General features: G+C 45.3%; 19 protein-coding genes and 1 other annotated feature. Of the genes, 10 read left to right on the forward strand and 9 right to left on the reverse strand.

The genetic code is table 11. The annotated features are described in order from the left end of the window. Positions 1-34 precede the first annotated feature (34 nt). The 3 genes from L6442_RS00395 to L6442_RS00405 all read right to left on the reverse strand — a co-directional run bounded on the left by L6442_RS00395 (position 35) and on the right by L6442_RS00405 (position 2,470). Entirely contained in the window at positions 35-415 is a 381-nt protein-coding gene (locus tag L6442_RS00395; RefSeq protein ID WP_212979426.1) for a RidA family protein, read from the reverse strand. 119 nt (positions 416-534) lie between these two features. Then, positions 535-1,533 (reverse strand): alpha/beta hydrolase, encoded by a 999-nt coding sequence (locus L6442_RS00400; protein WP_212979425.1) that lies wholly within the window; start codon positions 1,531-1,533, stop codon positions 535-537. 40 nt (positions 1,534-1,573) lie between these two features. Beyond that, positions 1,574-2,470 (reverse strand): MBL fold metallo-hydrolase, encoded by an 897-nt coding sequence (locus L6442_RS00405; protein WP_212979424.1) that lies wholly within the window; start codon positions 2,468-2,470, stop codon positions 1,574-1,576. 336 nt (positions 2,471-2,806) lie between these two features. Between L6442_RS00405 and L6442_RS00410 the strand changes: the two genes are divergently transcribed. The 3 genes from L6442_RS00410 (at position 2,807) to leuA (ending at position 5,788) form a co-directional block, all read left to right on the forward strand. Further along, positions 2,807-3,352, forward strand: coding sequence for a helix-turn-helix domain-containing protein (locus L6442_RS00410; protein ID WP_212979423.1), 546 nt, complete (start codon positions 2,807-2,809; stop codon positions 3,350-3,352). Positions 3,353-3,392: 40 nt separating this feature from the next. Next, positions 3,393-3,506, forward strand: a complete 114-nt coding sequence (locus tag L6442_RS00415; protein ID WP_212979422.1) for a zinc ribbon domain-containing protein — start codon at positions 3,393-3,395, stop codon at positions 3,504-3,506. A gap of 149 nt (positions 3,507-3,655) precedes the next feature. Then, positions 3,656-4,039 (forward strand) — a binding site (T-box leader). A 78-nt stretch (positions 4,040-4,117) separates the two neighbouring features. After that, positions 4,118-5,788 (forward strand): 2-isopropylmalate synthase, encoded by a 1,671-nt coding sequence (gene leuA / locus L6442_RS00420; protein ID WP_212979421.1) that lies wholly within the window; start codon positions 4,118-4,120, stop codon positions 5,786-5,788. Between the two features lie 247 nt (positions 5,789-6,035). On the opposite strand, the gene L6442_RS00425 is transcribed toward leuA, so the two are convergent. After that, positions 6,036-6,644, reverse strand: a complete 609-nt coding sequence (locus L6442_RS00425) for a TetR/AcrR family transcriptional regulator (protein ID WP_212979420.1) — start codon at positions 6,642-6,644, stop codon at positions 6,036-6,038. 287 nt (positions 6,645-6,931) lie between these two features. On the opposite strand from L6442_RS00425, the gene L6442_RS00430 reads away from it, so the two are divergent. Both L6442_RS00430 and L6442_RS00435 read left to right on the forward strand, forming a co-directional pair. Beyond that, positions 6,932-7,711: a nuclear transport factor 2 family protein gene (locus L6442_RS00430; protein ID WP_212979419.1), complete on the forward strand. Its 780-nt coding sequence runs from the start codon at positions 6,932-6,934 to the stop codon at positions 7,709-7,711. A gap of 41 nt (positions 7,712-7,752) precedes the next feature. After that, positions 7,753-8,943 carry a YhgE/Pip domain-containing protein gene (locus L6442_RS00435; RefSeq protein WP_212979418.1) on the forward strand — a complete coding sequence of 397 codons (1,191 nt, stop codon included), beginning with the start codon at positions 7,753-7,755 and terminating at the stop codon, positions 8,941-8,943. 72 nt (positions 8,944-9,015) lie between these two features. Here L6442_RS00435 and L6442_RS00440 read toward each other — a convergent pair whose 3' ends face one another. After that, entirely contained in the window at positions 9,016-9,615 is a 600-nt protein-coding gene (locus tag L6442_RS00440; protein WP_212979417.1) for a DUF4062 domain-containing protein, read from the reverse strand. 418 nt (positions 9,616-10,033) lie between these two features. On the opposite strand from L6442_RS00440, the gene L6442_RS00445 reads away from it, so the two are divergent. Next, positions 10,034-10,945 (forward strand): GNAT family N-acetyltransferase, encoded by a 912-nt coding sequence (locus L6442_RS00445; RefSeq protein WP_212979416.1) that lies wholly within the window; start codon positions 10,034-10,036, stop codon positions 10,943-10,945. Positions 10,946-11,249: 304 nt separating this feature from the next. Continuing rightward, positions 11,250-12,008 carry a GNAT family N-acetyltransferase gene (locus L6442_RS00450; RefSeq protein ID WP_212979415.1) on the forward strand — a complete coding sequence of 253 codons (759 nt, stop codon included), beginning with the start codon at positions 11,250-11,252 and terminating at the stop codon, positions 12,006-12,008. Between the two features lie 100 nt (positions 12,009-12,108). Here the strand turns inward: L6442_RS00450 and L6442_RS00455 are convergent, their stop codons facing one another. Further along, positions 12,109-13,500: an MFS transporter gene (locus tag L6442_RS00455; protein ID WP_212979414.1), complete on the reverse strand. Its 1,392-nt coding sequence runs from the start codon at positions 13,498-13,500 to the stop codon at positions 12,109-12,111. A gap of 72 nt (positions 13,501-13,572) precedes the next feature. On the opposite strand from L6442_RS00455, the gene L6442_RS00460 reads away from it, so the two are divergent. Both L6442_RS00460 and L6442_RS00465 read left to right on the forward strand, forming a co-directional pair. Beyond that, a complete protein-coding gene (locus L6442_RS00460) occupies positions 13,573-14,256 on the forward strand; it encodes an ArsR/SmtB family transcription factor (protein ID WP_212979481.1) in 684 nt (227 codons plus the stop codon). A 62-nt stretch (positions 14,257-14,318) separates the two neighbouring features. Then, positions 14,319-14,741: a tetratricopeptide repeat protein gene (locus tag L6442_RS00465; RefSeq protein WP_212979413.1), complete on the forward strand. Its 423-nt coding sequence runs from the start codon at positions 14,319-14,321 to the stop codon at positions 14,739-14,741. A 77-nt stretch (positions 14,742-14,818) separates the two neighbouring features. Here the strand turns inward: L6442_RS00465 and erm are convergent, their stop codons facing one another. After that, positions 14,819-15,667, reverse strand: coding sequence for a 23S ribosomal RNA methyltransferase Erm (gene erm, locus L6442_RS00470; protein WP_212979412.1), 849 nt, complete (start codon positions 15,665-15,667; stop codon positions 14,819-14,821). A gap of 586 nt (positions 15,668-16,253) precedes the next feature. On the opposite strand from erm, the gene L6442_RS00475 reads away from it, so the two are divergent. Then, positions 16,254-16,913 carry a hypothetical protein gene (locus tag L6442_RS00475; RefSeq protein ID WP_212979411.1) on the forward strand — a complete coding sequence of 220 codons (660 nt, stop codon included), beginning with the start codon at positions 16,254-16,256 and terminating at the stop codon, positions 16,911-16,913. Positions 16,914-16,961: 48 nt separating this feature from the next. Here the strand turns inward: L6442_RS00475 and L6442_RS00480 are convergent, their stop codons facing one another. Beyond that, positions 16,962-17,276, reverse strand: coding sequence for a hypothetical protein (locus L6442_RS00480; protein ID WP_212979410.1), 315 nt, complete (start codon positions 17,274-17,276; stop codon positions 16,962-16,964). Between the two features lie 440 nt (positions 17,277-17,716). Next, positions 17,717-19,672, reverse strand: a complete 1,956-nt coding sequence (locus L6442_RS00485) for a serine hydrolase domain-containing protein (RefSeq protein ID WP_237100162.1) — start codon at positions 19,670-19,672, stop codon at positions 17,717-17,719. Positions 19,673-20,202: the final 530 nt, after the last annotated feature.

Below are 20,202 nucleotides of genomic sequence, written 5' to 3' on the forward strand. Positions count from 1 at the left end.
TTCTTTCAAAGAAATCCAAGATGATGGAGCGGGTTTAAATGCGTTTGACTGCGATAAGCTCTATTTCAATCCTGGCGCCTCTTGGAAGTTTAGACACTTCTACGGTTGTTCTGGCAGGGTGATGATCGCTGAAATATTGGCTGTACACTTCATTCATCTGTTGAAATTGCTCTAAATCCGTCATGAAAACGGATGTTTTGACAACATCTTCTAAGGAAAGTCCGGCTTCAGCCAAGACGGCCTGCAGGTTCTTTAGTGCTTGATGGGTTTGGTCAATGATGCCTTCCTTCAGATTTCCTTCGGCATCAATTGGCAGCATGCCCGAAGTGTAGACGGTATTTCCCAAAGCGATGGCTTGCGAATAAGGGCCGATAGCTGACGGTGCTTTTGTTGTTGTTATGGCGGTATGGCTCATCGTATTAAATTCCTCTCTGTCTTCTATAAATTTTGTAATAAAAGACCCGGGCCACAATGCCGCGGGCCTCTCTAATTAGGCGAGCGATATCATTAAAATCCGCTCTTGCAGCGGCATCTTTATTTCGCAGGTGCGTACGCTTCATCCAAGAAACCGCGGATGGCTTGAAAAGCCTGAAGTCTGTTTTTCTCCAGCAAAACCATGTGCGTCCCTTCTCCGATTTCGACCCAGCGGCGATAGGCAGCTCCTGTCAGGGAAGTGAAGAAATTCTGGGCTAATTCAAGGGGTACATCAATATCCCACTCGGCATGAACAAGAAGGACGGGAACGGTGATTTCCTTAGGATCATAGAAAGCTTTGCCAGCCGTCCAGTATTCGCGGATATCCAGGATAGGGCCATTGGTCGCCCGAATATGCTCAGGATGATCGGTTAGGCTCCCTGGATCGGAAGCAAGAGTGGCTTTGACCCATTGTTCAAACCAGCCCTCCGGAATCAAATCTCCGCGTTTATGTTCCGGCGCAGCGCTTAGCCAGCGTTCCTTCGTGCTGCCAACAGCAACAAGGCGATACGAACCAAGCGGACCTCCGGTATCGATCGGAACCGGTTTGGAGCTCAGCCATTGCGGAGCGACAAGCGTAAGCTTGGTTACCTTATCGTTGTTTTGACTGGTATAAGCCCCTGCAACCGTTCCTCCCCAAGACATGCCCAGAACATTAACCTTCGTTAAATTCCGGTGTTTCAGAACATAGTCCACAGCTGTGCCAAAATCCCGAACACCTGTTTCCGTACGGACAAGCGGTGGATTAAGGTCGGCAGGCTGCTCCATCTCAGGGGGTCTTGTCGAGCCGCCGTAGCCGCGAACGTCCACGGCGTACACGTCATAGCCATGGCTGGCAAGATAGTCCAGAAAAGTGAAGCCATCCAGCTCCACATCGTACAGACTGCCAATTGGATAGGTAGCGCCATGAACCATCACGATCGTTTTTTCGTTGGAGAAGGTATTCATGGAAGCTGGCCGTTTATTTCGTACATAAAGTTGGATTCCGGGTGTATCGCTTGGGATGCGAAGGTCTTCGGTAACGATATTTACATTATTAAGAAAACTATGGGTTGTCATAAGCTCAGCGCCTTTCGTATTGTGTTTGTGTCAGGTCATATTAAATAAAGTCCCACTTGTATCCGTCCCCGCTTCGAGTCACGTACCCCGCCGCGCTTTCCGGGAAATGCGTGCTGAAATAAATGACTGGACGATCCGCGATGTTCTCCAGTACCCGGAGCCGTGAAACTCGGGCCTGATCGGTAAATTCGCAGTACATGGAATTCCATTCGGGGTTAAAAACCTGGAACGGATGGTGCATCACATCGGCGCCAAATAAAGCTTCTTCTCCGCCGGTTTTAAGACGGATGGACATTTGGCCGATACTGTGGCCAGGCGTCGGAATGAATGTGAAAATATCAAGAAATTCCCCGCCCTCAGGGCTAATGGTTTGCGTTAAGCCGGCTTCAACAACAGGCAATACGCTTTCTTCGTAAACGTTAAAGTTGGCTTCGTTTGCTTTGTTGTGGCTGGCCTCACTTGAGTAATATTGTTGTTCCGCGAGGGGAAATACGTATTTGGCATTTGGGAACGTTGGTACCCATTTTCCGTCAACGAGCTTCGTATTCCAACCGACATGGTCCACGTGCAGATGTGTCAGCAGAACGTAATCGACTTCCTCCGGTGTAACTCCCGCCTCTTTCAACCGTTCGAGATAAGGGAGCTTGAGATTGGCGAGATCCGGATTTAAAGGCAGGTTTTTATCATTTCCTGTAGCCGTATCGATAAGGATCGTATGCTTCGGGGTTTTCACTACCCATGTTCCAATGCTAACAATAAGCTGAGAATTGTCATCGATCAGGCCGGCCGGAAGAGAGTCCCGATTTTCCTCCAGAAACTTGGGGTCCCACGATCCCGCAAAATACACTTCCGGTGGAACACCGTCAAGCATCATCTCCGTGACACGTGTAACGGTAACATCACCTACTTGATAGACCTTGGGAATTATATTAGTCATTCTTTTTGCCCCTTTCGTCCTTTTGACACGTATATATGAATCCGAATAACAAGGAACGGCTTTCCGTTGCCATCATGTGATTCGTGCCTCGTAACCATCGAAAATTTCGCTGTAAATGAAAATTATTCTGTTGAGAATGAACGATCTGTAGTACCCGGGTAAAATTCGTTCGTCAGCCCTAATAAAATAGTAGTCCAATAAAACTGATAAATCAACGTTTTTACACCGTAATTCCGTCCTAGTAAAAGGGCTTGATATTGCTCATGTTTACCCCTATTATAAAATTATGAATTTCGCTATCAGCGAAATTACTTCCGTAATTTAGGAGACTTACAAATGAACTCGATCGGTGAAACCATTCGAAGCACGCGAAAAAAACAGAAATTAACGCTCAAGAGGGTAGCCGAAGCGGCATCTGTATCCTTGTCTTTTCTCAGTGAAATTGAACGGGATAAGGCGAATCCCTCCATCAGTGTACTTAAGCGCATAGCGAACGCATTAAACGTGAATTTTACGGATTTGTTCGGGGAAGAAAAGCGAAGCATTGTCGTTAGAAAAAACGAGCGCAAACCTTTGGTGCATTCCGAGGGTTCTCGCATTACCTGGTACGCGCTCAGCCAAGGAAGCAGCAACAAAATGGGACCGATATGGGGAGTGCTGGAAGAAGGAGCATCTTACGGCGACGTCAGCGTCGGCCATAGCGATGGCGAGGAGTTTCTGTTTGTCCACTCCGGACGTTTGGAGTTTGTACTTGGCAATGAACGTTATACGCTAGAAGAAGGGGACAGCATCTATTATGATGCCAGAACCCCCCATAGTTATAAGAATATCTGGGATGGTGAAACGCTGCTGATAGCGGTTTCTACTCCGCCTACTTTTTAACAAAGTCAGCTCCAACGGTGATGAAATCGGAAAGAAAACATTGGCTGTGCGGACACATCGTTGTCCTACTTGTGGTTTTGAATGTGACCGTGATGTAAATGCCGCCAAAAACATTCTCAAGCGGGCAGTACAACAAATAACAAACGTTTCTTAAGACACGAAGGGCTAGGAATCAGCCTTTATGAGAGAGTGCGGCAATAGTCGGCTGTTAATGAAGCGAGAAGCTCTCCTAAATTATTGGGAGGGAGGTTCAGATTACACTTGACACCGTCGTATTGGTTATATAACATTAATCCTAATAATTAGAATACGTTGAAAAGGAATAGTACGGTTTTCTAAGCGAACAGAGAGCTGTTGGATGGTGTGAAACAGCCGTAGAGAAGATCGGAACTCGCCTTGGAGTTGCTCGCTGAACCATTAAAGTGCGAGTTCAAAAAGTCGGTTTTCAGCACCGAAAGACTGAATCGCGGTCGTTCATCCTTGATTGGCCTCGATTGGTTTTCTTATCAAAAGACGACTTTTTGAACAACCTTTTAAAGTAGGTGGAGCCGGAGCCTGACCGTTATCGTTCAGGAGGATGCAGGGTTTGTCCGTTTATGGCCGACCCGTATCCGCAGAGTGCATGCCGATGGGTGGCATGAATTCGGAGTGGTACCGCGTAAGATGTCAAAGTCTTTCGTCTCTGTCAGAGGAGATGAAGGGCTTTTTTTGCGCTTCCGATCTTTAGCAGATCAGCACAGCAAATCGATGAAGGGAAGGACATCCATGAAAAATGTAAACAAATACGCCAGAGGATATTTTATGCCTCAGGAGACCAGCTTGAAGTGGGCCCAAAAGGAATACATTACAGAGGCGCCGATTTGGTGCAGCGTTGACCTTCGCGACGGCAATCAGGCGTTAATCGTTCCGATGAATCTGGAGGAGAAGCTGGAATACTTCAAGATGCTCGTGGATATCGGGTTCAAGGAGATCGAAGTCGGATTTCCCGCAGCGTCGGAAACGGAGTTCGCTTTTTTACGCACATTGATCGAGCAGGAATTGATTCCGGATGATGTAACAATCCAAGTGCTTACCCAATCGAGAGAGCACATTATCCGCAAAACCTTTGAATCGCTGAAAGGCGCGAAAAAAGCCGTCGTCCATTTGTACAACTCGACCTCCGTGGCGCAGCGGGAACAGGTATTCCGCAAATCCAAGGAAGAGATTATCGACATCGCCGTAAGCGGCGCCAAGCTGTTGAAGGAATGTGCGGAGGAGACGGAAGGGAACTTTCAGTTCCAGTATTCGCCGGAGAGCTTCACCGGTACGGAGATCGATTTTGCGCTGGACATCTGCAACAGCGTGCTCGACGTATGGCAGCCGACGACGGAGAACCCGGTCATCATCAATCTTCCTGCAACAGTGTCCATGTCGATGCCTCACGTCTACGCCAGCCAGATCGAGTATATGAGCGAGCACCTGAACTATCGGGAGCACGTGATTTTATCGGTCCATCCGCATAACGACAGAGGTACGGGTGTGGCGGACGCCGAGCTTGGAATGCTGGCCGGAGCTCAGCGTGTCGAAGGCACTTTGTTCGGCAACGGAGAACGGACGGGGAACGTGGACATCGTCACGCTGGCCCTGAACATGTACTCGCATGGGGTCGATCCGAAGCTGAATTTTGAGAACATCCCTGCGATCATCTCCGTGTATGAACGTCTGACCAAAATGAGAGTAAGCGAAAGACATCCTTATGGAGGCGAGCTCGTATTTACCGCATTCTCCGGTTCGCATCAGGATGCCATCGCCAAAGGCATGAAGTGGCGCGAGGAAAAAGAACCCCGGCATTGGTCCGTTCCATATCTGCTGATTGATCCCAAGGACATCGGCAGGGAGTACGAAGGCGATATTATCCGCATTAACAGCCAGTCCGGCAAAGGCGGAATCGGATATGTGCTGCAGCTGAAGTACGGACTTGATCTCCCGGCGAAAATGCGCGAAAATTTCGGGTATTTCGTTAAAAACGTATCGGATCAGCAGCAAAAGGAACTGATGCCCGATGAAATATACGATATTTTCATGAAAGAATACGTGAATATAAAAACACCCGTCGAGTTCGTTAAATATCGCTTTACAGACAACGAAGATTTTCATACCGTCGTCACGATACGCTCCGGCAATCAAGTCAAGGAAATCGAAGGCACCGGGAACGGAAGGCTCGATGCGATCAGCAATGCGCTGCAAACCGATCTTGGACTGAATTATTCCGATTTGGTCTATACAGAGCACGCTCTGGAAACAGGCTCCAAATCGCAAGCTGTTTCTTATATCGGCATCACGGCTTCCAACGGCAGCGTATATTGGGGTTGCGGCATCGACGCTGACATTATGACCTCATCGGTAAAAGCGCTGTTTAGTGCCGTGAATCGATTTAGCCGTAATAACACAAACTGATCGTTTTTGGGGAGATGAAAGGTGCTTGTATCCCACCTAGAGAGGATGGGAATCTTCTCCCGCTAACGAACAAACGAAGGAGCTGCCAGCGGCAGCTCCTTTTGATTTTCCGCCTCCGCCGTTTTGGCGGAAGGGGCGGGTTCCTAGTCAATCGCGGAACTTATTTGCTTCATGAACATCAAAAAAACGGTCAAGGCGGCGGGGCTTTACATCATGTCGTAGACCTGCTCCTTCTATCCTCGCTATTTTATTCCTCGACGGCGATGCCGGCAGCTTTCAAATGCCCGTGCGTAACGATTCTGCTAAATTGGGATGAAACTTCATCCGCAGGAAGAGGCCGGTCGTTTTTAATCCACCAAATGACAATACCCATGAAAGCCGATACGAGGTATTCGAGCAGCAATTCCTTAGATATCGCTAAAGTGGAATTTCCCTGAGCAGGATCCCATCCCTCGTTTAGTTTATCTTTGATGATATTCTCCATCTTCGCTCGAAACTGATAGATTCTATTCTCTTCAATTAACATGGCATAGTAAAAAATGATGTTGCCCGAAATCTGTTCCAATACCGACTTCATAACAGTTTCGAGTCTGGAAATACTGAAAGGATTCATGTGGATTGGACATAGAACGACGGCCTTCTTTAATTCGCTCAACAACTCATCCATACATGTATCCAATAGATCAGGTTTGTTTTGGTAGTGAAGATAAAACGTGTTTCGATTGATCATAGCCCGATCTGCAATATCCTGGATTGTTATCGCTTCATATCCTTTTTCCTGAATAAGCTCATAAAATGCCTTTCGAACCGATTGTTTGGTGCGCAGTATTCTTAGATCGGTTTTTTTCTTGTTCATTGTTTTCGTCCCCTAAATAAAAAATTTGAATCGTTAAGCGACAAAGCTCTACGAATTGTATTTTATCCTTCAAAACTAAAAATATTGAATATTGAGCGTTGTATTGATCTTCATTATAATGAGCGCAAGATAGATAAACAACAAAGAGTTCATTATTTATCTAATGACTATAAAATCGGATTGAAAGAGGTGGAATGAAGATCATTGTTATTGTTAATTTAGTTCGAAATAAGGCAAATCCGTTCCAAACGGAAATTAACTTTTGTTAAAACAAGGAGGATATTATAGTGGCATCAAACCATCAAAATGAGCTTGTCCTTAAGGCGATCGCTGTGCTGGAAAGTTTAGAGAGCGGCAACCCCGAAGCGATTACGAAGTACATTCATCCCGATAAATATATTCAGCACAATCAGGCCTTGCACGATGGTCGTGCGGCCATGCTTGATGCACTTGATCATTTAAAAGAAATTGGAACAAAGGTAAGCATTAAACGCACTTTAGTCGACGGAGAATATGTCGCCCTTCATTCTGTATATGATTTTTTTGGCACCAAGATCGGTATTGATATTTTCCGTTTTGAGAATGGTCTGATCGTCGAACATTGGGACAATTTGCAAGAGATGGTGGAAAAAACAGCAAGTAATCATACGATGATTGACGGACCGGACACGATTAAGGATATCGACAAGACGGATGCGAACAAAGGACTTGTCAAAAGCTATGTCGAGAACATCTTGTTCGGGAAAAACCCGGACCTGCTTACTTCTTACTTTGACGGGGATAACTACATTCAGCATAGCCCGCATATTGCAGACGGCCTTTCCGGTCTTCATGCTGCATTGGAGGGCCTTAAGAAAAAAAATATTGAGTTTCAATATACTCATCTCCACCAGGTCATCGGACAAGGCGACTTTGTGCTTGCGGTGAGTGAAGGGATTTTTAATGGTCAGCATACTGCTTTCTACGATTTGTTCCGCGTGGAGAATGGAAAGATTGCCGAGCATTGGGATGTAGTTGAGGCCGTACTGCCGGCAGAAAAACGAAAAAATACGAACAGTAGATTTTGAGGTTCATGCAGCTGAATCGCAAGAAGGACAGTGGAAAACGTATGAGTTTATTTAAAAACAAATTCATTATTGCGTTACCCCTTATCGTTATTGCTGTCATCTTCGTCTTTAGCCTTGCCATGATTCCAAGCATCAATCCTGCTCCCCATAACTTGCCGATTGCCATTGTAAATGAGGATCAAGGCTTGACGATCCCAAAAGTAAATATGGGCGAGACAATGGTGTCTAACATTCAGTCAGCTGCCTCTGTGAACTCGGTTGGAGAGCCGCCGATGAAATGGATCGAAGTAAGTAGCGAAGAAGAAGTAAGAGCAGGTCTCGATAACCAAAAATATTATGCGGCTTTGGTGATTCACAAGGATTTTAGCGAGAAGCTAGCATCGCTTACAACGCCGGATCCGTCTTCGCCCCGGATACAGATTTATGTCAATCAAGGCATGAATGCATCGGCATCTAGTATGGCTGAGCAAATGCTAAATCAAGCGGTTCATGACGTGAATAATAAGATGCGTACTGAGCTATTAGCGACTTTCGATCAGCAAGGCGCAGCGATCTCAACGAAACAAGCCGCTGCACTAGCTTCGCCAATCGATTGCGTAGTCATCCATGTGAATGCAACAGGTACGCATAGTGCAAACGGGAATTCACCGATTTTGATGTTCCAGCCTTTGTGGATGGCCAGTCTAATCGGAAGCGTGATTTTCTTGCTTGTGAAGAACAAATCCAATTATGCGAATCATAATGAACGGCTTCAGGCGAATATAGTCCAAGTCTTGTGGGGAGGGGTCATGGCTTTGGCGGCTGGATTTAGCTTCACTTGGTTCGCCAAGAGCTGGGGCGTAGACATTTCTCATTTCGCAGATACAGCTTTATTCTTGACCATTGCTTATTTAACATTTTTTCTGATGATATCCGCTGTTTTCTCTTGGGTGGGACTTAAAGGCATGATTATTTTTGTATTGCTTCTATTCTTAGGTGCGCCACTGCTTAGTTTTGCTCCGGAGTTATTATCTTCGTTTTACCGGGATTGGATATTATCATGGCTGCCGATGCGTTTTATGGTTGAAGGCCTGCGTGAGTTGTTTTTCTTTGGACAAGGCTTTCGCTTGAATCATCCGACCATGGTTTTAATCTGGATCGGCGCCTGCGGCCTGTTGGTCCTGCTTACATCTGCCTTTAAACATTCCCGTAAACCGGAACAGAAAAAAGAGGTTGAAATTGCTTGGAAGTAATCCATAAGACGATCTTAGCCGTACGGATGATCACTCCATACGGCTAAAGGTGCATTCTGAAAATATTTCATATCATGTATTTGCTCTTTTATTTTTCTCTAACTCAGCATTTAATTTAGCATTCTCTCTCAACAAACTTGCATTCTCTTCCCGTAACTTTTGTACGTCTGGGATATCCTTGCCAGAAACCCATCCAGACAAATCTTCTCTTTTTGCATACTCTGGCAATTTATCATGGATAACCAACTTAATGTGCCGTTCATCTTCAGCATAAAATATAGGTATTTCTTCTGATACGGATTGTTTAAACTCCTGAAACTTTTGATAGTTTTCCATTGTTACAAAGTCGTATGGTAGTCGTCTTAATGCTTCATCTGTGACAACAAATGCAAATCTAGGTTTACCGATTTCTCCGGCATAATCATATTCCCAATGAGTATAGCTCTTGGATTCATCAGGAAGCATTGAACCATAGAATCCTCCGAGAATTAGGATATATACATCAGATTCATCGATCCATCTCTTAATAATTCCCATTTGAGTTTCGTCGTGATATAGCTCAATTCCTGCAGGGATGTGTCCAGCTTTAAGTATAGCTTCTGCAGCGGCATGCCTTTCCACAATTAAATCAGCATAAGTAGACGATATGTAGACTTGTAATTTTTTCCTCATAGGTCACCTACATTAATGAAATTAATATAAATCATACCGTTGGCTCGCTTTATATGTCAATATTTCCCGAGGTTTACTCTTCCAGTTACTTGTCTCCTTTTGTCTTTACAATTATTCCACAAGAACATAAAACTATTGTTTTATGGGTTATTTCACAGAAGACATGCATAGATATGAGTTTTGTATAAACAGATTTTCAGAAGCCGATAACCTCATTAAGCTGAACCTTACCATAATGATGGTTAAATCTTTTCGTGCGGGAAGTGCGTGAAGAGCCTGTATTTGACCGGCTCCCATGACCAATTCGCGTGATATTGCATCAACCAAAATGATTATAATAATTCATTACCAAACAAAACATCAATAAAAAGGTAAAATATTACTGTTACTAAAATTATTAAAAATGGCGGTGTCTTGCTTGAGAAAAGTAGAGGTTCGGATATTTACAAAGGATGATATGCAGAAGTTAGGCGATTTGTATCATGCCGTTACATCTAAAAACAACACCGTTTTCTGGTGGGTTGGAGAAGAAGAGAATTGGCTGAATGTATTCGTAGCGATTGAGAGCGGACAAATCATAGGTAAGGGACAAGTTGGTATAATTACCGAGATTCCGCCGGGCAGTTCCCAAGAGCATGCACATTATATTTTTATCAATTTGAAGACACTCCCGCAAAGGGAAGACGACTATCCGCTCTATGATCTCCTATATGAGTGTTTATTAAATAGAGCGTACGAGCTAAAAAAAACGCTGCCTGGTTCGAATCGAACAATGATTGCTATAGGCAACCAATCAACTGAAGAGTACAACAACAATTATTTCGTATCGAAGGGTTTTGTGTACTGGAAGAGTTCGTATACGATGCGAAGAGACTTATCCAAGAAGATTGAAGAGTCCGTACTTACTGCTTCTTACCGTTGCTTGCGAGGGGCAATGGATTCGGAGGAAAGCGTCGATGAATACTTAAAAGTTGACATGGAGATTTGGCCTGAGGCCCCAATCGGGTTAAAGAGGTTAATGGATAACCGGAAGAATTCTTCGTGGACTGCTTTTGTTGTAAGGGAGAATACCACCTTAGTAGGTAGTGTCATGGCTTGGGTGGATAATGATGGAGATGGGATTATTGAAGATCTATTTGTGAGAGAGCCTTGGCGGAAACAAGGGATTGCAAAGCATCTACTTTCTCAGGCGCTCACCTATCTCAAAGACCATGGATGTGCGTTCGCAGAACTACAAGTTGAAACGGCCAATAGATCCGCTTTATCTTTATATCACGCAGTTGGCTTCAAAGAAGTATCGGAAGAAGTGCGTTACCACCGAGAACTCTAAAACGTGAAAACAACTGAGAACACTATTTCAGTTAGGCATACTCAGCAAAGAAAGGGCCATCCCGGCAGGGGTGGCCTAAAAATTTGCCGTTACAGACAGCACGGAATAACGATTAGGATAGTTTAATTATGAATTAATTATTGTAAAGTCATCTTGAAATGATTTTGATACCATTGGAGCGATAGGGAAAACCATGAGGGGGTAGACGCATAATTGTCCGTAGACTACGGGCTTCCCTATTTGAGACGAGGAACTATTCCCTTTGCAGCAAAAAATAAGTCAAAAGCACAAGGAAGTGAACATAATGACAAATCAACAAAAAGTAATAAATATGCCTTTATTTTCACAAACGATAACTGACTTTTGGCGGGCGCAATTTTTGAACGGAGACGTCCTCTATAGCGATGAAGTCTTTACTGTCGCTACTAACCCGGATCTGGACGAAGACAGTCGGGTCATGGTGCTGGAAACCACAGACGGCCGGGTCATGGCGGTTCTGACGCCTGCGATGGCCGATAAGGTAGGCCTTTATCAACGACAAGATCTGTCTGAGGAGATCTTTCGTCAGATGTTGAATGAAGCGGGAGTCACTTTGCATGGCGCAGATTATGTTTTTTATTTTTCAGAAGCCGAAAAGAACGTATTGCTGCAAGAAAGCCTGGAAGGCGTCTTGCGCCGGTTAACAGAGCAAGATGATGCGGTTTTCTCCGAGTTCCAGTCCTCTGCCTCAGAACAAGACTTGGATGACGCTTATGTGGAGTTGGATCACTGGGCGGTGTTCGGCTCTTTTGAGCAAAACCGCCTGGTCAGCGCAGCCAGCATGTATCCCTGGGGGTACAATGCGCAAATTGCGGATCTCGGCGTACTGACCCTGACGACCTTTAGAGGAAAAGGCCACGCCCGTAAAGTGGTGCGTTCCATTTGCAAGTATGCCTATGATCAGGGATACGAACCCCAGTACCGATGCCAGCTCGATAACCAGGCGTCTACGGCGTTGGCTAAAGCGGCGGGGTTGACGCTGTTTGGAAAGTGGGACGTGATTTCTCCCGACTCCACTGACTGAGAGCCGACTCAAAACAGATTCTTTAATTTTATTCAAGCTCTTGCGACGGGATATCCCCTTTAAAATGAACCGCACCAAAGCTTCTTTGGATGTTGCGGAACTATATTTTTCCGGAGCGGTAGCGGCGGAATAGGTGTAATGAAGCCGTGCAGAGAAAAGCGATCAGTATTGCACAGGCTGACAAAATCCAAATTTTACGAAAAGCCGACAACCCTAGGTTCGTGTCCAACCGAATCATTGAGGCAGCCGTTGAAGTGCCTACGGCGAGTCCAATATTTTGCACCATCCGCTGAATGGATCCGATTGTTCCCTGTAATTCAAGGCCTACCGAGCCCATAATAGCCGATAGATTAGCGGGAATAAATATGCCTGCGCCAAAACCGTAGAGCAATAATAAGGCGCTGAATGTAACGCTATGCCAGTTAAGCTGCATTGTACTTAACGCAATAAGAGCGATAAACATGATCCCTAGCCCCGATAATGTTAACGGAGTTATCCCGTAGGAACCGATAAGTTTTCCCGAAAGCTTGGACAGCATAACCAGACCTAATGGGGCTGCTAGATTCACTAATCCAACCTGCCAAGGCATAAGGTGGGCTACCCCCTCAAGATAGTATGCCGGAACGATAAAAGCAATTGCAGTGGCAAAACCCAGGACAAGGGCGGACAGAATCGGGACAATAAAGGCGCCGCTGCGAAATAATGACAATGGTATGATTGGGTTTGTTACCCGAGTCTCCCAGAAGATGTAGCCAATTAAAGATAACGCAAAGAAGCCATATGGAAGCATCCTTGGAAATCCGGGTAATGAATCTGCCGAAAGCCCGCAGAGAAGGCTGAATGTAGCAACACCCAGAAGAACGCTGCCCACGATGTTGAGAGGAACCGGGCTCACTTGCTCTTTCGTCACTCTTGCAATCTTGTAGCATCCCCATAATCCCATGGCACAAATAGGGATGTTTATCCAGAAAATCCAGCGCCATCCCACGAACGAAAGAAGCAGTCCGCCAGCGCTTGGGCCCAAAACATTGCCAAGTCCAAGTATCATCCCCAAGGTCCCTAAAGCAGCCCCTTGCCTCTCTTTTGCAATATAGGTCGTAATAATGGCTGCTGAAGTTGCTTGAAGCATCGCAGCTCCAATTCCTTGCAGTCCCCTAAAGATTATCAGTTGGGGAGCGGAGAATGCACTTCCGCACAGAATGGATGCGATGGCAAAAACGGCCAAACCTATGGAATAAACCTTCATTCGACCAACCCGGTCGCTAATACGGCCGAATATGATGATTGTGGAACTGAGTGAAATAAGATACAGAGTCACCGTCCAAGCAACGGCATTAACATCGACATGAAAAGTCTGCCCGAGCGTCGGCAGCGCCACGTTCATAATGCCCGTATCCAATGCAGATAGAAAAAAACCAACCCCAGCCGTAACAATAATAGGCCAGTCACGAGTGGTTGCGTGTTGTTGATCGACTGCCGTCAATCCTTGCATGTTCGTTCCCTCAACTTTCTGCTTTATTCTGTGTGGATTGTAACATGCCATTATTTCATGTATCATCGAAATATGAATATGTACAAAAATATAGCCTCTATCGGAGCTCTCTTTGGCGACCCTACTCGTACTACAATCCTGGTTTCTCTTGCCGATGGGCGGTCGCTAACCGCAGGCGAACTGGCCTATATCGCCGAAGTGTCGCCGCAAACGGCAAGTGCTCACCTCACCAAGTTGGTCGAAGGGGGGCTTATCGTGATGGAACCGCAAGGGCGGCATCGTTATTATCGATTGGCAAGTTCGAAAGTGGCAGAAGTGATGGAGGAAATGGCTTCTCTCACGACTCCTGTTCCTGCCAGATCCTTGCGCGAATCCGACCAAGCAAAGGCGCTTCGTTATGCCAGGACATGTTATGAGCATTTGGCTGGCGAGCTCGGGGTATCAATTACCAATGCACTTTTGAGGAAAGAGTACATTAAAGAATCGGATGGAAAGTACCAACTTACTGTATTAGGAGAAAAGTGGCTTATAGAGTTTGGAGTGAAAATAGACGGTTTAAACAGGCTTGCACGTTCTATTCCTCGCCATATCGACTGGACTGAACGGCACCACCATATGGGAGGTCCTATCGCGGTCGGCATCACTCGCCGTCTATTTGAGCTGGGCTGGATTGCCAGGGGTGCTGTGAAGCGTTCTATTATAATTACAGACACCGGGCGTATTCAAATTCAACGGGAATTTAACCTGGAGTTATAGAGCAGAAAACGATTATTCGTTAAATTCATAAATGAGATTTATAACGGACAGGAGAAATAACGATGCAACTTTCAGATTCCATCTATTCCGAAATCACCGCTTTATCTAAACAAGGCGAAGATTTAGTGAAGGCAGGCGACCTTGAAGCTGGCAAGCATAAGTATGTTGCGGCCCTCCGCTTATTACCGGAAAACCATCGGGAATGGGAGGCTGCTACGTGGTTATACGTGGCTATTGGGGATGTTCATTTTCGAATGGAGAATTACGAGAAGGCATTCAAGTGCTTTTTTAACGCTGTTCAGTGTCCGAAAGGGTTGGGTAACCCCTATATTCATCTTCGGCTAGGTCAGTTGTATTATGAACAGGGTAATCTTGAAAAGGCAGCAGACGAGCTAACGCGGGCTTACATGGGTGCGGGAATTGATATTTTTATGGAAGATGACCCAAAGTATCTTGAGTTTTTGGAGGCAAACATAGAGATTTGAGGTTTGAATAACAATCAGGCCGCCGATTATTCGGCGGCCTTTTACATAATTATGAAAGTTCAATCAGAGCCCATGCGTTATTTACGCCTCAATAACTTGGGCCAACGAAACGCATCCACCCGTTCGAGCATCGTCCGGAATATCATCCCCCATTGGCGTTCATTTAACGTGCAGATCGGGGCCTGCCGGTCAACGCCAAGATTTTTGAACAGATGTTTAAGCTGAGGCGGGGTAAAGATGCCCTGCAGCACCACGTATATCGGCAGCTCGGGACGTTTCAGCGCGTACTCGGCGAATCCGGCAAAATGCCGGTGGTGGCGGATTTGGACGTAGGGATCTGCTTTGCGGCGAATGCGGAATATAGCTGATTCCACGCTCGGCGGGGGAGAAAATTCAGTCCGCGGAAACACCTTAATCAATTCCAGGTCGAACCACATTCTCCACCGTAAGATGCGCGGGTCACGGATTGGCCTGGAAGTGAAGCGCTTGGCCGCTCCGTATTCGATCAAAAGCATCGCTCCTTGAAAGAAATCGGTCGGGGGGTCCAGCAGCTTTTCTAAAATTGGAGTCGTAATGGCGTAGGGGATGTTCGCGACGACGCGAAACGGTTTATTGGGCAAATAAGCCAGTCTAATATCTTTCTCGATAATGGCGACATTGGCATGTGCTTGGGACTTGGCTTTAAGAATTTCCGCAAAGCGGGGATCATTTTCGATCGCCACAACGCTGCTGGCTTTTTCCGCCAGTGCAAACGTCATAGCGCCTTTTCCGGCTCCAAGGTCCATCACGATTTCGCTGGGCCGGATGCCCGACTGATCGATGATTTGCCGCACAATTCGTGGGTTATGCAGCAGATGCTGACCGCTAAAGTTCGGTTCATTCAGGCATTTCCGCACCTTGCGGTGCTTTTTGTCATTCGGATGCATGTCATCAGTTCCTCCATTTTTACGCATTTGTGACCGAAAAAAATAAAAAAACACAGGCAGACCGCTGCCTGTGTTTCCGGTCATTAGGAGGACATATCCAAACGCAAGAAACCAAAGTTTCTTTTGCCGATTTAGAATTTGGCCTTCCGAAACAGACGCAAGAAGGGTGGAGCCACGACAAACGACACCGACAGGCAGGGCCTGACGCTCTCCGCTTACGTAACCGGCTTTCTTGTAATCCGCTTAGGAAATAGCTGCTCTTTCTTTGTGTTGATCTAGGGGGCAGCATCGATCTCGATCGAGGATTCAGATCTAAGAAGCACAGATGGCCAAAGATTGCATGATATATACCAGAACCGACAATTCGCAATCGGGCGCAGCAGAATAAAGGAAACAGACTACTCTCTTCTCAAAAAATCAGAAAATACAAATGATTCATGGTTTTAACGGTAAGTTGGTAATAAAGGGAATATAGGGGATTTATAGAAAATAAAAATATTTTATACAAATACTGTAACTATTTATCGTTTGAGTTGTTTAATAATATGAAAAACAAATTTTACAAGAGAATAGGAGGCTTTTTATCATGAAAAAATTCAAAGCACTACTGGCAACATCGGCTCTGGCGTTAGCTATTCCATTCGGCTTGGTACAAGCTGAATCGGACTCAGTCGAACAACAAGGTTCAGCTCAAGAGACTCAAGTCTTAAATCAAGATAGTCAGGCGTTTTCAATTTTCACAGAGGATGTAAATCAGAAATTGCTTGATATTTATTCAAAGTATGATCTGAATCAGCCATTTTCTGAAGAAGATGCTGCATACGTGAAAAGCCATACCATTCCAGTTAACCCAGGCGAATTTTCCACACTTGCCGTCAAGAGCAGCAGCTTCTATGGTAAAGGATCTGGGGTCTTTTCATCTGTCGAGACATCCGGAACAGTCACAGTTGATATTGGAGTAATTAATAACCAGGTGGACGTAAATATGGTTACTCGAGATACAACATCAAAATATCATAGTTATATTGGTAATAATCTCCAATTCACTGCCATTGGCCTTATTGGATCAGATGGGCTAGGGAAAGTTGCTGACTTTGATTTGCCTAGCAGTACAAGTAATGGAAACTACGATAAATTGGTTGGGACTAAGAAGTTTGTTGCAAGTGTAGCTTATTATTCTGCTGTTCCTACAGGCAAAGTATCGGATCCGGGTAACACTCAAACAATTAATGTAACAATGAACTAAGTAATAGAAGGAAGGAGAGGCTTATCATAGCCCCCCTTCCTTCTTAATTTACTGAAGATAAGCCACCGCTGCGATAATTAATATCGACACTACAGTTATCAGGAATGTATTTTTTTTAGACATACTGTTTTTTTGAAAAGCTTTATAAAAGGTCCTATTACCCAAGAAGTTACGGTAGAACACATATAAAAGCGCTAAATTTGCAATCATGTATGGAAGCATAAGCCATGGCTTTTGAAATTCTTTTATAAAAGAATTTTCTATTGCATTAAGAAAAAGCAGTCCTATTATTAGAAATAAAATATTTCTTAACAGATCTAAAATTATATATAAAGCATCTTTATACTTTACATTATTCCCCATTTGCTTCACCATCCAATAAGTAATAAAATTTGTATAAGCTTTACATTACATTATACTACATGGAAGTCATTAACATCAAACTAATTGCCCGCCCCAAGTTTCTCCTGCCATCAATTATGAGTCGCCTGGTGCAACTCACACTCGGGCCAATAATGATAATTTGGGGATTTTATATTCCAGCATTCACTGATTTCGAGATCAGTATATTTTTTCTCCAATGCTTTAATGAACCATTCAGCATTTCAATTAAATTCTGAACCTATTCGCGGTCACGTAATCTATCCATACCATCCAGGGATTGCTCACCCTTCATTAAAAATTTCATTGAGTAGGCATCCTTAGGAAAATTTCTTATCACAACAGCCTTGGAACATCCTCATATCTGCATTCAGCAATTCTCAACTTTTCCGCGTCAGCGGATGATGTTTTATTTTGTTGGACTACGAAATGATGTGGAAAAATTTCCAATTGATTAGGTCTATAATAAAACCGATCCATATAACAGCTGTCGCTACCCGAAACCAGATCTGGCTGCGGGTTAGGGGTTGCTTTCGTCCGGCCCATATGGCGACAGCTGCGCAGATTACCGCAATGGCGGCGGCGAAGTAATTTATTAGAATGCAGCGGTTAAACAGGCTAACCTCCGCATATGGATTTGTGATCATCGTAGCCATTAGAAACAGAACCATGGCAGCCGTGATGGTTCCACAACCGACTATCGCCGCCATAAGCAGGCTGGATACGGTAGAGTTCAAACCCTTTCTCCTGCGAATCAGCCAGCGGATGAACATGGCGACCGGTGTGACCGCGAAGAAAATAACTGCCATGGCCCCCACGACGGCCGAAAGCAATAAGACCGCATTCGATCGGCTTGCCTTAACCGGCAGCATATCCATGCCCTGGCCGCCGCTCAAGCGAACTACCTTCCCCTTTTCGTCTTTTTCGACGTATAAGTACGCTGCTGACATTTGTAAGCTTTTACTTTTGGTGTTCTTTAACCTGTACAGATTAGGACTCACTTGCGTGTATTCGCCGGATCTTCCCATGGCGGTGACGGTAAGATCATGTTCGCCGCTTGGTTTCACGCTTACCCGTGTCAGATACCCCATAATCTCCTGAAACGTGGTCAGCGTATTTCGCGATAATACATAATTTCCGGCTGCATCTTGCGATGACGGCAAATGGGTGCCGGGAACAATATCGTTGGCTTTTTTATTTTGAATGAGCTTGTTAACCAGGCTTGGAACGATATCCGGCTCGACTTCCGTATTCGTCAGAACGACGATCCCCAGCCGCTCCTCGGGCACAATCGCAAAATTGCTGGAAAAGCCTACTGCGCCTCCGCTATGGCCGACAGTTCGCGGATTGACGCTGTACTCCCAAAAGCCGTGCGCATTGGATGGCATTTCAGGATGTGGCGTATAGCTTTGGGCAAGCATCGACTGCTGCATTTTAACGGATTTAAACAACGGATGATCAGCGGCAGTCAAGCCGATGGCGAAGCGGGCCAAATCTTCAGCGGTTCCTTTCATGGCACCTGCCGGATAAAACGGAATGTAATGCTTCTCTCTAGCTTCGAACTTTCCGCTCCCGAGGCGGCCATAGCCGGTCGCTTCAAGCTTCTGCAGTTCAGGCCGGTCCCCCAGCTCCGGATGCCCCGATGTATGATCCATCCCAAGCGGCCGTAAAATATGCTTTAACTCATAATCCGAAAAAGATTCGCCGCTTACTTTTTCTACCGCATACCCGGCCAGCGCCGTTGAGAAATTGGAATAAGACATGACTTTTCCGGGTTCATATGTTTGTGCTGGCTGCGAGGACAGCAGAACATTTTCAAGAGAATCCAGCTTTTTCGTCGCTTTAATGAACAGCCCGCCCGAATATTCTTCATAACCTGCAGTATGACTCATCATATCCAGCAGTGTGAAAGGTTTATCGGCACGCAGTTTATCGGCAAACGATTTTGGGAAATAGGTCCGAACATCCTGATCGAGCGCCATCTCGCCCTTTTCTACCAGCTGCATAATCGACGTCCATACGAACAGCTTATTAATCGACCCGAAGCCGAATACTGTTTTCGCCGGGTCAACAGGAGTTTTTTGTTCCAGATTTGCATAGCCGTATCCTTTGGAAAAAATGATGTGGTCGTCTTTCGTAATGACAATGGCCGCGCCTGGCGTCGACTGCCCGATAAAGGGTTCGACAAAACGATCGATTTCCTGGCCAAGCTCCTCATAAGGAATGCCAGACGGCGTACTCATGCTTTCGCCCGCTCCCCTGCCATGTTCGGCAGCAACCAGGCCGGGTGTAGTGAATACGGTTGTACTCGTAAACAGAATCATGATAGCAAACGCAATAACAATTCGCGTCACACGTGTTATTCGTGTTCTCTTCATTTCGCTTCTCCCCTCTTTTTCCGAAATAATCTATAAGGTGTATGGATCCAGCATACAAAAGCAATTCTTAATCAGTCTTTGTCTGTTCCTTAACCAATTCTTAATTGCTAGGGAATTTTTACGGGCTTTATTGAGGAGAAGCAAGACGCAGTGAATCGATTTCACAAATGAGGCGAAATCTTGGGTGTTTAGCTCTCTGCCGATGAAAATGAAAAAGCCGCTCGACGAGGAGCGTCTTGCATTTGCTCTTCTTGCCGCCGGTTACGTTGATTATGCATTCCTTCTATGAAGTACGCGGATCCCAACGAAGCAGAGAACCAACAGGGGCATTTTATGAAGAATATCGCTTTAATCATGTTCCAATACAATACCTTGGTTTTTTGTGTTTTCCCATGATTTTGCGGACGGTTTCTCGCTTCTTAAATGTTATTGGCTTGTAAATGGCATATAACAATCATTTAACAGTCTGTAAAATAGTGATATAATATTTATCAGGTTATAATTCATCTAGAAAAGGTGTGAGACCAGGT

The organism is Paenibacillus azoreducens, from assembly GCF_021654775.1.
GTDB lineage: Bacteria > Bacillota > Bacilli > Paenibacillales > Paenibacillaceae > Paenibacillus_AQ > Paenibacillus_AQ azoreducens.

Excerpts from the sequence above, each read along its gene's own strand:
- L6442_RS00395 (WP_212979426.1), bottom strand. The coding sequence starts at position 415 with ATGAGCCATACCGCCATAACAACAACAAAAGCACCGTCAGCTATCGGC.
- L6442_RS00400 (WP_212979425.1), bottom strand. The coding sequence starts at position 1,533 with ATGACAACCCATAGTTTTCTTAATAATGTAAATATCGTTACCGAAGAC.
- L6442_RS00405 (WP_212979424.1), bottom strand. The coding sequence starts at position 2,470 with ATGACTAATATAATTCCCAAGGTCTATCAAGTAGGTGATGTTACCGTT.
- L6442_RS00410 (WP_212979423.1), top strand. The coding sequence starts at position 2,807 with ATGAACTCGATCGGTGAAACCATTCGAAGCACGCGAAAAAAACAGAAA.
- leuA (WP_212979421.1), top strand. The coding sequence starts at position 4,118 with ATGAAAAATGTAAACAAATACGCCAGAGGATATTTTATGCCTCAGGAG.
- L6442_RS00425 (WP_212979420.1), bottom strand. The coding sequence starts at position 6,644 with ATGAACAAGAAAAAAACCGATCTAAGAATACTGCGCACCAAACAATCG.
- L6442_RS00435 (WP_212979418.1), top strand. The coding sequence starts at position 7,753 with ATGAGTTTATTTAAAAACAAATTCATTATTGCGTTACCCCTTATCGTT.
- L6442_RS00440 (WP_212979417.1), bottom strand. The coding sequence starts at position 9,615 with ATGAGGAAAAAATTACAAGTCTACATATCGTCTACTTATGCTGATTTA.
- L6442_RS00450 (WP_212979415.1), top strand. The coding sequence starts at position 11,250 with ATGACAAATCAACAAAAAGTAATAAATATGCCTTTATTTTCACAAACG.
- L6442_RS00455 (WP_212979414.1), bottom strand. The coding sequence starts at position 13,500 with ATGCAAGGATTGACGGCAGTCGATCAACAACACGCAACCACTCGTGAC.
- L6442_RS00460 (WP_212979481.1), top strand. The coding sequence starts at position 13,573 with ATGAATATGTACAAAAATATAGCCTCTATCGGAGCTCTCTTTGGCGAC.
- L6442_RS00465 (WP_212979413.1), top strand. The coding sequence starts at position 14,319 with ATGCAACTTTCAGATTCCATCTATTCCGAAATCACCGCTTTATCTAAA.
- erm (WP_212979412.1), bottom strand. The coding sequence starts at position 15,667 with ATGCATCCGAATGACAAAAAGCACCGCAAGGTGCGGAAATGCCTGAAT.
- L6442_RS00475 (WP_212979411.1), top strand. The coding sequence starts at position 16,254 with ATGAAAAAATTCAAAGCACTACTGGCAACATCGGCTCTGGCGTTAGCT.
- L6442_RS00480 (WP_212979410.1), bottom strand. The coding sequence starts at position 17,276 with ATGGGGAATAATGTAAAGTATAAAGATGCTTTATATATAATTTTAGAT.
- L6442_RS00485 (WP_237100162.1), bottom strand. The coding sequence starts at position 19,672 with ATGAAGAGAACACGAATAACACGTGTGACGCGAATTGTTATTGCGTTT.